The sequence below is a fragment of the Methylocystis sp. genome (assembly GCF_051062815.1).
In the GTDB taxonomy this organism is placed as follows: domain Bacteria; phylum Pseudomonadota; class Alphaproteobacteria; order Rhizobiales; family Beijerinckiaceae; genus Methylocystis.
On sequence record NZ_JBPFDU010000079.1, the window covers coordinates 1 to 9,972 of the forward strand.

Annotated in this window: 12 protein-coding genes and 1 pseudogene; 6 read left to right on the forward strand and 7 right to left on the reverse strand. The window is 62.4% G+C overall.

Annotated elements, in window-relative coordinates; genetic code table 11:
- The 4 genes and pseudogenes from ACR65W_RS16740 to ACR65W_RS16755 form a co-directional block, all read right to left on the reverse strand.
- A pseudogene (locus ACR65W_RS16740) lies at window positions 1-141 on the reverse strand (methane monooxygenase/ammonia monooxygenase subunit C); the annotation flags it as partial.
- 578 nt (window positions 142-719) lie between these two features.
- Window positions 720-1,199 (reverse strand): 2-amino-4-hydroxy-6-hydroxymethyldihydropteridine diphosphokinase, encoded by a 480-nt coding sequence (gene folK, locus ACR65W_RS16745; protein ID WP_434499523.1) that lies wholly within the window; start codon window positions 1,197-1,199, stop codon window positions 720-722.
- A gap of 4 nt (window positions 1,200-1,203) precedes the next feature.
- Window positions 1,204-2,049, reverse strand: a complete 846-nt coding sequence (gene folP, locus ACR65W_RS16750) for a dihydropteroate synthase (RefSeq protein ID WP_434499524.1) — start codon at window positions 2,047-2,049, stop codon at window positions 1,204-1,206.
- 12 nt (window positions 2,050-2,061) lie between these two features.
- Window positions 2,062-2,439 (reverse strand): 4a-hydroxytetrahydrobiopterin dehydratase, encoded by a 378-nt coding sequence (locus ACR65W_RS16755; RefSeq protein ID WP_434499525.1) that lies wholly within the window; start codon window positions 2,437-2,439, stop codon window positions 2,062-2,064.
- Between the two features lie 117 nt (window positions 2,440-2,556).
- Here ACR65W_RS16755 and ACR65W_RS16760 point away from each other — a divergent pair, with 117 nt between their 5' ends.
- From ACR65W_RS16760 to ACR65W_RS16775, 4 genes are all read left to right on the forward strand, one after another.
- Window positions 2,557-3,525 carry a beta-ribofuranosylaminobenzene 5'-phosphate synthase family protein gene (locus tag ACR65W_RS16760; RefSeq protein ID WP_434499526.1) on the forward strand — a complete coding sequence of 323 codons (969 nt, stop codon included), beginning with the start codon at window positions 2,557-2,559 and terminating at the stop codon, window positions 3,523-3,525.
- A 63-nt stretch (window positions 3,526-3,588) separates the two neighbouring features.
- Window positions 3,589-3,930, forward strand: coding sequence for a hypothetical protein (locus ACR65W_RS16765; protein WP_434499527.1), 342 nt, complete (start codon window positions 3,589-3,591; stop codon window positions 3,928-3,930).
- A 73-nt stretch (window positions 3,931-4,003) separates the two neighbouring features.
- On the forward strand, window positions 4,004-4,864 hold the full coding sequence (locus ACR65W_RS16770) for a tRNA nucleotidyltransferase (protein ID WP_434499528.1): 861 nt from the start codon (window positions 4,004-4,006) through the stop codon (window positions 4,862-4,864).
- 237 nt (window positions 4,865-5,101) lie between these two features.
- Window positions 5,102-5,458 (forward strand): hypothetical protein, encoded by a 357-nt coding sequence (locus tag ACR65W_RS16775; RefSeq protein WP_434499529.1) that lies wholly within the window; start codon window positions 5,102-5,104, stop codon window positions 5,456-5,458.
- A 373-nt stretch (window positions 5,459-5,831) separates the two neighbouring features.
- Here ACR65W_RS16775 and ACR65W_RS16780 read toward each other — a convergent pair whose 3' ends face one another.
- The 3 genes from ACR65W_RS16780 to ACR65W_RS16790 form a co-directional block, all read right to left on the reverse strand.
- Entirely contained in the window at window positions 5,832-6,242 is a 411-nt protein-coding gene (locus ACR65W_RS16780; RefSeq protein ID WP_434499544.1) for a hypothetical protein, read from the reverse strand.
- The gene (locus tag ACR65W_RS16785) at window positions 6,200-7,753 is read right to left on the reverse strand and encodes an AAA family ATPase (RefSeq protein ID WP_434499530.1); all 1,554 of its coding nucleotides are present in this window, start codon (window positions 7,751-7,753) and stop codon (window positions 6,200-6,202) included. The genes ACR65W_RS16780 and ACR65W_RS16785 overlap by 43 nt, the downstream gene beginning before the upstream one ends.
- A 166-nt stretch (window positions 7,754-7,919) precedes the next feature.
- Window positions 7,920-8,126, reverse strand: a complete 207-nt coding sequence (locus ACR65W_RS16790) for a hypothetical protein (RefSeq protein ID WP_434499531.1) — start codon at window positions 8,124-8,126, stop codon at window positions 7,920-7,922.
- 178 nt (window positions 8,127-8,304) lie between these two features.
- Between ACR65W_RS16790 and ACR65W_RS16795 the strand changes: the two genes are divergently transcribed.
- Together ACR65W_RS16795 and ACR65W_RS16800 are read left to right on the forward strand one after the other, a co-directional pair.
- Window positions 8,305-9,300, forward strand: a complete 996-nt coding sequence (locus ACR65W_RS16795; RefSeq protein WP_434499532.1) for a L,D-transpeptidase — start codon at window positions 8,305-8,307, stop codon at window positions 9,298-9,300.
- A 213-nt stretch (window positions 9,301-9,513) separates the two neighbouring features.
- On the forward strand, window positions 9,514-9,972 hold a 459-nt coding region (locus ACR65W_RS16800; RefSeq protein WP_434502882.1), incomplete at its 3' end, for an aminotransferase class I/II-fold pyridoxal phosphate-dependent enzyme.

The window sequence follows — 9,972 nt, forward strand, 5'->3', positions numbered from 1 at the left end:
CCAGCCATAAATCTGCTCGTAAATGCGAACGACCAGATAGAACCCGTTCAGAACGGCCAAGCCGATCCACATGCCCTTCAGGTCTACTACAGCTTCCGTGCCAGCAGCAGCCCGGGCTGCTGTGTCAGTCGTTGAGCTCATACCCTTCTCCTCCAATGTGCTCCCAGGGAATTGCGCGTGACCGGTATCGCTCCGCCTCCCACAACGGAGCCGCTTCGTCCTCGTTTCGTAAAGCAAAGCGAAAGCGCGTCTTCTTCTAAAAACACGCAAAACCGCCCTTGTCTGCCGCAGCCTTCCCGAACATTCCAGAAAATCCCCCCGCCCAAAGGCGAGCAAATCATTCCAAAATCCCCGGAACCCGGCTGCTTGTTGTTATCGGACGAAAACCGACGTCGCCGCCTAAGCCAAAATCTAGAAATCCGCCCCCTTGAAAGAGCAGACCGCAGACCCAGCTCAGCGTGCCGCAACATTCCAATAACCCCCAATATTCACAATACCCGTTAGTATAGAGGAAAACAATCTATCGAATAGCTAATGCAACCCTAGTGGATGGTTAATTCCCCACCCTAGCAGGGCTTCTGGCGGGAGCATGGCGCGGCGCACAATTCTAAATATATCATTGTTATAATATACATTTTTAGATTACGAAATCTGCCCTCAAGTCCAGGGCGGCAACGAATGCTGCGCCGCGAAGATAGGCAACCATCCGGGGTGGGCGGCTATTCGTCCGACCACGGACGCACGCCGCTGGCGTCAGCGCCGGCCAGCGCCGCGCGCATGGTGACGCCGTCCAGTTCAAGTTCGGGGGCGATTTCGGCGAGCGGCGCGAGAACGAAACCGCGGCGGAAAAGCTCCTTGTGCGGCAATGTCAGCTCCGGATCGTCGATCGCGTGGTCGCCGAGGAAAAGAATATCGACGTCGATCAGCCGCGGCCCCCAGCGCCGCGTCGGCGCGCGGCCCATGTCGGCCTCGATCTTCTTGACCGCCGCGAGCAATTCATAGGGCGCGAGCGCCGTGTCGCCGATGGCGCAGGCGTTGGCGAAATCCCCCTGGTCGAGATCGCCCCAGGGCGGCGTGCGATAGATCCGCGAGACCCGATCGAGCCGCGCCAGCCCGCACGCTTCGATCAGCCGCAACGCCTCGCGAATATTGGCCGGCTTGTCGCCAAGATTGCTGCCAAGCCCAAATCCGACCCGCATCGTCTCAACCTCCCGAGCGCAAGGCGAGAATACGCATGACTTCGAAAGCCGCCCGATGCTCCGCGGCGTCATGCACGCGAAAGACCTGCGCGCCGTCGCGCGCGGCGAAAAGATTGGCCGCGAGCGTGCCGACGAGCCGTCCCTCGAGAACGCCGTCGCCCAGGCCCTTAAAGATCGATTTGCGCGACACGCCGATGAGCAGCGGAAAGCCGAGCGCCAACAGCTCCGGCGTCGCGCGCAGCGCGTCATAGTTCTGCTCGCGGCTCTTGCCAAAGCCGATCCCCGGATCGAGCAGAATATGCCGCTCCGGCACGCCGGCGCGCCGCGCGATCTCGAGCGAGCGGGCGAAGAATCGCTTCATGTCGGCGACGATGTCGATCTGTGGCTCCGTCGTCTCGCGATTATGCATGATCACTACGGCGGCGCCGGCTTGCGCGATCGTTGGCGCCATCAAAGGATCGCGCTGCAGGCCCCACACGTCATTGACGAGACAGACGCCTTCACCAAGCGCGCGCCGCGCCGTCTCGGCTTTGTAGGTGTCGATCGACACCGGCGCGCCCGCCTGCGCCACCAGCGCGGCGAGCAACGGCGCAAGCCGCGCCCACTCCTCCTCCGCGGTGAGCGGCGTGTGGCCGGGGCGCGTCGACTCGGCGCCGACGTCGACGATGTCGGCGCCAGCGCTGACGAGCGTGCGCGCCTGCGCCAGCGCGGCGTCACGCGTCGCGAACCGCCCGCCGTCCGAGAAGGAATCGGGCGTGACGTTGACGATCCCCATGATCACGGGGCGCGTTCCGATCAGCGAAAGAAAGCGATCGCGCGCCGTCGCGATCGCCTGGACGTCGAAACCCAAGCGCGTGTCCCGTCAGTCGTCGTATTTCAGATAGGCGAAGCGCTGGTCGGTCTCCGGCGTGCCTTCGAGCGCGCCGCCGGCCTTGCTCGGGCGCCAGGAGACGACCTCCTCGATCTTCTTGGCGAGTTCGAAATCCTTGTCGGTGATTCCCTTCGCCGTATGGGTCATGAGCTTCACCTCGACCCAGGCGTAGGAGGCGGCGATGTCGGGGTGATGCCAGGCGGCCTCGGCGAGATGGCCGACCGTATTGACGACCATCAGCGTGCCCTTCCAGCTGTGCGTCTTGAACTTGCGCCTGATCCAGCCGTTCTCGTAGCGCCAATGCGGCAGTTCGCGCTTCAGCCGCGCCGCGATCTCCTCTTCGGAATACGCGCGCTCTTCCTTCGCCATCTGAGGCTCCCCTCTTGCGCGGCGCGCCAACGCCGCCATGCGCCGCAACATTCTTTCGTTGAGACGCGTTATAGCCTAAACCGACCCGAAGTCTTCAGTTGGACCAAAAGAGGCGGCATGCCGGCAAAGGTAAGCGTCGCGGCGAGCGCCCGGCTGCATCTGGGTTTTCTCGATATGAACGGCGGCCTTGGGCGCAAGTTCGGCGGCGTCGGCCTCGCGCTCGACGCGCCGGCGACCCGGCTGAGCCTGACCCGCGCCGACAAAAATTCCGTCGACGGCCCCGAAGCCGCGCGCGCCGCCGCGCTTCTGGAGCGCGCGCAGGAGGCGCTTGGCCTGACGCAGCGCCACCGGCTGATGCTGGAGGAGGCGATTCCCGCCCATGCGGGCTTTGGCTCCGGCACCCAGCTGGCGCTCGCGGTCAGCGCGGCGCTGCGCCGTCTCGAGGACCTGCCGAACGACCCGGCCGCCGACGCGGCGCTGATGGCGCGCGGCGCGCGCTCCGGGCTCGGCGCCGGCCTGTTTCAGCTGGGCGGCGTCGTGGTTGACGGCGGACGCGGCCCGCAGACGACGACGCCGCCGGTCGTCGCGCGCGCCGAATTTCCCGACGCGTGGCGCGTGCTGCTGGTCTGCGATCCGGGCGATGTCGGGCTGCATGGCGCGGACGAGCGCGACGCCTTCGCCGAACTGCCGCCTTTCGGCGCCGCGACCAGCGGCGAAGTCTGCCGGCTGGTGCTGATGCAGATCCTGCCGGCGCTGGCGGAACGCGAGCTCGCCCCCTTCGGCGCCGCGGTGACCCGCATTCAGGAGATCGTCGGCGATCATTTCGCCCCGGCGCAGGGCGGGCGCCGGTTCACCAGCGGCAAGGTCGAGGCGATCGTCGCGCGGCTGCTCGCCGATGGCGCGACCGGCGGCGGCCAGACGTCCTGGGGTCCGACCGGCTTCGCCTTCGTCGAGAGCGACGCGGCGGCGCGCCGCCTGCTTGGGCGCCACGGCGCGCAGGCGCGCCAAGAAGGGCTCGACATTTCGATCCGCCGGGGCCTCAACCGCGGCGCGAAAATCGACGCGGTCTACGCGCAGATCGCGTAGAGCACGCCGTTTTTAGATCGACGCGAACCTACTCGCGCCGCATTTTTATGGCCTGCTCGAAAGATGATGTTCGAGCGCCTCGCCCTCGTTCTGACATGCAGCCTCGCCGCCGGCGCCGCTCTCGCGCAGGAGGCGCCGTCGAGCGGCGGCGCCTTCATCGGGCGGCTCTTCGATGCGACCGGTTTGCGCACCCCGCCGCCGCCGGCGCAGGATTTCGTGCGCGACTCGCGGTCCGAGCAGTTGCAGTATCGCGCCTTCGACCCGACGCGGGCCAAAGACCCAAAACGCAAGTCGGCGGCCGATCTGCGCGCCATGAGCGCCGACCTCGAAGCGGCGGCGGCCGAGAACCGGCGCCGGGCGGGCCGCGTCGCCGCGCCCGACGCGCCGGCCAGACCGGCCCGCTAGCGGCCCCCGCGAATCCGACGCGCGCGGCAAGAGCTTTGCATGTCGACCCAATCTCCTTGATGGTCGCTTCGCCATGGCCTTTGGACCCGACTCCCTGTTCGACTACGGACAAACCGACCCCGGCCTCGCCATTCTGCGCATGGCGGCGTTGCTCGCCGAAGCCGAGGACGACGCGGACGAGGAAACGCTCGATCTGTTGTTTGAACAGGTCGAGGCCGGCCATCTCGTCGACGCCGACCCCGCGCGGATATGGCCGGAACTCGCGCGCGGCCTGATGAGCCCGGCGCCGTCGAAACTGATCAAGACGCTGCGCGGCTGCGGCGCGCTTGTCGAAATCCTCCCCGAAGTCGCGGCGCTGTTTGGCGTGCCGCAGATTTCCGATGGCGAGGACGAGGTCGATCTCGGCGAACATCTGATGCGATCGCTCGATACGGCGGCCAAACGCGGCGCGCCGCTCGCGGTGCGTTTCGCGCTGCTCGCGATGAATGTCGGCAAGTCGGATTCGCCGCGCGAACATCTTCCCGTGCATTACCGACATGTCGAGCGCGGGCGCCCGCGGATCGAGGAGATCTGCGCGCGCTTTCGCCCGCCGGCGGAATGCAGGACTCTCGCGCTGCTGGCGCTCGCCGAGTGCGAACGCGTGCATCGCGTCTCGAAAATGCGCGCCGGCCCCGTCGCCTTGATGCTCGAACGCTTGGGGGCGTTCGACGCGCCGGAGCGATTTCAGGAGCTGATGATCGTTTGCGCCAGCGATTTTTGCGCCCATGAAGGCCGCGAGGGAAAGCCCTACCCCAAGGCGGCGCTGCTGGAGATCGCGCTCAAGGCCTGCGCCGACATTGCGGAGAACGACTCCCCGGAGGTGCGCCAGAGCGCCCGCGCCGAGGCGATCGCGCGGGCGTTTCGCTCGGAGCGCTGGGCGAGCGAGGTGGGGTAGTTTCTCAGAAGCGTCAAGAGCGGACATTGTTAGCGGACTGGGCTTCGCTTGCGGTCCGGGCTTCACGCCAATTTTTGAATGAGGTCGGCGCAAGCGTTGGCGTCCAACTCGCCTCCCGCCGTTGCGTTCCGCGCCCTCATGGGCGGGAACAAGCAAAGCGGGGCTCGCGTTACAGGGGTGGGCGTTGGGGTTGTGTCCACCAAGGGCCTGGCTGAGCCCTGCCCAGGAGTTCCGCCAATGGCGACCTCACGCAAGATGATGACGGCGGCGCTCGCCGCCACGATCTCAATCACGATGCTGTCAATTTCGACCCCAGCTTCCGCATGGCACCGCTGTGGCAGGGGTTTGGGGCCCGGCTACTACGGCATGGCCCTCGGCGCGGCGGCGACAAGCCCCTATAACTACGGCTATTATGGCTCCGCCTATCCATCGGGATACGGCTATTACGGCGCAGCCGCTGCCGCGCCTGTCGCGAGCGAAGGATATTATTGCGCGACCGGCGTGAAAACCTGCTTGCTCCGCGAGCCCGGATGGCTCGGAACAGGTTGTTCCTGCGCAGTGCCGTTCGGCCGCGCACGAGGAATCGTTGAATAGAGCGTAGCAAAGAAGCTGCGGCCGAGATAAGCCATCGGCCGCAGTGTTTCATGACAATATGAGGCGCGGCGCAGCGGTTTCGCGCGCTGAGGATCGTCTGCGCCAGCGAATTTAGCGCCCGATTTTTGCGCTCATGAAGGCCGCGAGGGCCAGCCTTACCCCAAGGCGGCGCTGCTGGAGATCGCGCTCAAGGCCTGCGCCGACATTAGCGGAGAGCGACTCCCCGGAGGCGCGCCAGAGCGCGCGCCGAAGCGATCGCGCGGGCGTTCCGCTCGGAGCGCTGGTCGAACGAGGTGGCGTAGGGGATGGTGGCAATTTTCCGTTTCGGGGCCACATCCCGCGTTGGAGAACAGTCGTCACATAGATATGCCCATCAAGCTAACGGGATGATCCTGCTAACGATGCCTTCGATTTCGTCGCGCTGGGGTAGCGGCAGTGACTCCCAGAATTTCTCCCCTGACACGAGTTCGATCAACTTCTCCAGATCCTTCGAGCGAAATCCAAGCGGCAAGTATTCTTCTAATGCGCCACACTCAAGGACAAAAATTCCATCCTCCGCTTTGACTTTCAAAAATGCACGAAGTGCGTCTCGCTCCGCATTTTGCAGTTGCGGCTTGAGTTGGCGTCGCCGCGACTTGATGTAGTCCCATAGAGATCGCGCGTCAGAGCAGTCACCGGTGGCCATTGCTTCGTCGATCCGAGCGACCAGCTCAGCGCCGTCACGACTCGACGCGTCCTCGATTACTTTTTTTTGATCTCGGTCGCATTCAGCACAAACAAGCACTTGATGCTCTCGTCACCAATCTGCTCGAGATAATCTTGATCAGCGATCAATTGCGTCTCAACCGCACATGCCTCAAGGAGCTTCTGATACGCAGAAAATAAGCCCTTCCCGCCGACCGACACAACCTCAACAGTCTTTTCATCTGCACGACTACCTCGTCCCAAGTGAGCTTCAATCACGCGTTCAAAAAAAATTCTGTCCGAAACGCCCTCCACTAAAACTACCTTATCACAAAAGAACACGCGCTCGTTATTCTGCGTATTTACGATATTGAACAAGTGCTTCGCGTTTGGAAGCTCTTCCGAGTTAAGGCGGACAATTCTACTTCTTTGATTTTCGCTGTATACACGAGAGACATACTGAATAGAGGCTGGCGAAACGAACGTCGGCGAATGCGTCGCCATGAGAAACTGGTTTCCAGTTGATTTTGAAAGTTTCTCGAATAAGTGCAGCAGAGCCAATTGCCATTTCGGATGGAGATGCAATTCAGGTTCATCAATGACTATTAGTGCATTCCTGACGTTCAAGGCATAAATCGCAAAGAGATACGTTAGCAACTCCCGCTCTCCAGAAGAGGCCGCGCTGACAAGAAACGAAGTTCCTTGCTTGCTCAGAGCAACGTCATACTCATTCCTCAAAGCATTTATAGTTCTCAATTCCCAGTCATAGCCTAGCCCTTTCAGCTCCTCAGACAGGGCCTTTAGGTTTTTGTCCGCCTTCAAAGCTTCTCTCGCGCTCTGATTGTCTTCTTCCTGAAGAAGTCTATATTTCTGTGCAAGACGACCGATAGCTAATTGTAGAATACTTCTTCCGTTTCTAGATGACGTAGCGTCAGAAGAACGCTTTTCCTCGTAGTCATTGTAGTCATATAAGCCAATATTGGCATGAAAAGCGGCAGAGGTACGGTTTACTGGCAGGTATACCATTGGAAGCTGCAAGGCAATCTGCCCGAGCTCCGCTCGTAGCTGATTGTCGATTTCAAAGAGCTGGAGATAAGACAAAAAATCGGACGCCTCTTTCGAATTCTCCGTGTGTAACGCTCCATCTTGAAGTCTATAAACAAAGTGTTGCCCAGCGAAGAGCTTAGAGACTTCCCAACCATTCGCGGCTTCCCAAGGGCTATTATCGAAGCGCTTTTTTGTTGCCGCCATTGCCTCATCTGCGTGAGCCTGAATGGTAGCCATGTTTTTGACGTCGACAGCTGTTACCTCAATCTCGACCTCCACAATTTGAGGCGACTCTCTACCGTCACTATGCTTTTCAAGAGTAAGCGAAGATAATTGATCATTGTATCTGAGCTCCCACCGGTCCGGCTGATCTGCTCTGGGAGTGTGCACAAAATACCGGGTTGCCAAAAGAAACCTTCTTAGCATCACCACCGCCGTATCGAGCAAGTTCGTCTTGCCTCCGCCATTCGGACCGATGATTATTGAAATCTGACCTTCTAGAGTGAGTTCCTGTCGCTCAAGGAAGCTCCTGACGTTTTCGATCGCGATCCTTCGAAGCAGCATTTTCAGGGCTCCAACATTGCTGAGTGGCTTACGAGGGAACGACTGTGACGTTGCAGAAAAAAGATGTTATAAATGCCCGGCCGCTCGAGTTTAGCTAAAATTGCAACTCGCGCCCAATTGCAACAAAGAACATCAGTTCCTATCCCACTAAATTCCGCCTATGCCTTCAGCAGGCCACCTCACAGCTTCCCGTCAGCGACATGACCTCGGCGACGACGCCGCGTCTGACCAGACAGCGCCAGGGCGCGCGGTTGGGGCCGGCGCCGATCGTCACGCTATTATTCGCCTCAGACGTTTCCGCACTGAGCACGACGAGTTTCGGAGTGTTCGTCTGTCGCTTCACCGCCACATAGCGATTCGGGGCCTTCGTCACATTGCGCCACATGCCCCGGCCCCTCACCCTCGCTTCGCTCGACCTCTCCCCGCATGCGGGGAGAGGTTTGCGCGCGCGCCGCGCGCTGTGCCCCCGCGCACTTTGTTAACCTAGCTGTTCATGCTACCCGCGGTTCGTTACGCGTGGACCTTGGGGGCCATGTTTCGGGGGGCATGTCATGACCATCATTGCAGCGAACCGCCGTGGATTTTTAGGCGCGATGCTTCTGGCGAGCGCCGTCATCACCGGGCGCCGCGCGTTCGGCGACGAGAAGATGGCGGAGATCGGCCGGCTCAAGCCGGGCGAGTTCATCTGGCGCCCCGAGCTCGCTTTGAAGGGACCCGTCTCCGTCGTCGTGTCGCTTCCCCAGCAGCGCGTGCATGTCTATCGCAACGGCATCCGCATCGCCGCCTCCACCTGTTCGACCGGCAAGCCCGGACATACGACGCCGACCGGCGTCTTCGTCGTGCTGGAGAAAGACCGGAATCATCACTCGTCGCTGTACGACGACGCGCCGATGCCGAACATGAACCGCCTCACCTGGTCGGGCGTCGCGCTGCACGCCGGGAATCTGCCCGGCTATCCGGCGTCGCATGGCTGCGTGCGGCTGCCGGCGAAATTCTCCGAATTGCTGTTCGGCGTCACCCATATCGGCACGCCGGTCATCATCGCCGGCGCCCATACCGACCCCTGGGAGCTGACCCATCCGGGCATGGTGCTGAGCGGCTATGCCGAACAGGAGTTCGAGCAGGTGCTCTCCGGGCTTGAGGGCAAGAAGCATCCCTCCGACTGGACGGAAGCCGAGAATTTCCCCGTCACCAGCGTCGTCGCCTCCTCCGCCGATCATGTGATCGAGCTGATCGAGAACGACCATGTGGTGGCGAAATCCGTCCTTGGCTTGGAGGGCGCCGACAAGCTCGGCTCGCATGTGTTCGTGCTGAACGGCGCCGACCAGAATTCGCGCGGCATGCATTGGAGCGCGATCACGCATCATCACGAGGACTCGGCGCTCGCGCCGGACCAGGATGTGATCCAGCGGCTTCGCGCCGACTCGTCTTTCAACGCGGCGATGCAGGCGCGCATGCATCCCGGCATGACCATGGTGCTGACCGACGCGCCGCTTTCGCCCGACAGCCGCTCGGGCAAGGATTTCATCATCGTCACCACCGAGTGATGGGGTCGCCGGACGTCGGGATTTGGCGGGGGCGAGCCACGGCCAGGGAATCGGGTGAAGGGCTTCCTCGCCCTTCGAGACGCGTGCTGCGCACGCTCCTCAAGACGAGGAAGCCCTTCACCCGATCGCCCTGGAGCCCCGGCGCCTCGCCCCTGACGCCCGCGCCAAAATGCGCTAGACTTGCCGCTTCGCGCCTTCCGGAACAAACACAGAATGTCGGATTTCTATCGCATCAAGCGTCTGCCGCCTTACGTCTTCGAGCAGGTGAACCGCCTCAAGGCGCGCGCCCGCGCCGGCGGCGCCGACATCATCGACCTCGGCATGGGCAATCCCGACCTGCCCGCCCCCAAGCATGTCATCGAGAAGCTCGTCGAGACCGCCGGCAAGCCGAGCACCGACCGCTATTCGGCCAGTAAGGGCATCGCCGGGCTGCGCCGCGCCCAGGCGGGCTATTACGCGCGCCGTTTCGGCGTCGCGCTCGACCCTGAATCGCAGGTCGTCGCGACGCTCGGCTCCAAGGAGGGCTTTGCGAATATGGCGCAGGCGATCACCGCGCCGGGCGACGTGGTGCTGGTGCCAAACCCCTCCTACCCGATCCACGCCTTCGGCTTTCTGATGGCCGGCGGCGTCATCCGCTCCGTGCCCTCGGCGCCGACGCCCGACTATTTCGTG

Coding starts and splice junctions, on each gene's coding strand:
- ACR65W_RS16770 (WP_434499528.1), top strand. CDS start 4,004: ATGGCCTTTGGACCCGACTCCCTGTTCGACTACGGACAAACCGACCCC.
- ACR65W_RS16775 (WP_434499529.1), top strand. CDS start 5,102: ATGGCGACCTCACGCAAGATGATGACGGCGGCGCTCGCCGCCACGATC.
- ACR65W_RS16755 (WP_434499525.1), bottom strand. CDS start 2,439: ATGGCGAAGGAAGAGCGCGCGTATTCCGAAGAGGAGATCGCGGCGCGG.
- ACR65W_RS16785 (WP_434499530.1), bottom strand. CDS start 7,753: ATGCTGCTTCGAAGGATCGCGATCGAAAACGTCAGGAGCTTCCTTGAG.
- ACR65W_RS16765 (WP_434499527.1), top strand. CDS start 3,589: ATGATGTTCGAGCGCCTCGCCCTCGTTCTGACATGCAGCCTCGCCGCC.
- folK (WP_434499523.1), bottom strand. CDS start 1,199: ATGCGGGTCGGATTTGGGCTTGGCAGCAATCTTGGCGACAAGCCGGCC.
- ACR65W_RS16760 (WP_434499526.1), top strand. CDS start 2,557: ATGCCGGCAAAGGTAAGCGTCGCGGCGAGCGCCCGGCTGCATCTGGGT.
- ACR65W_RS16795 (WP_434499532.1), top strand. CDS start 8,305: ATGACCATCATTGCAGCGAACCGCCGTGGATTTTTAGGCGCGATGCTT.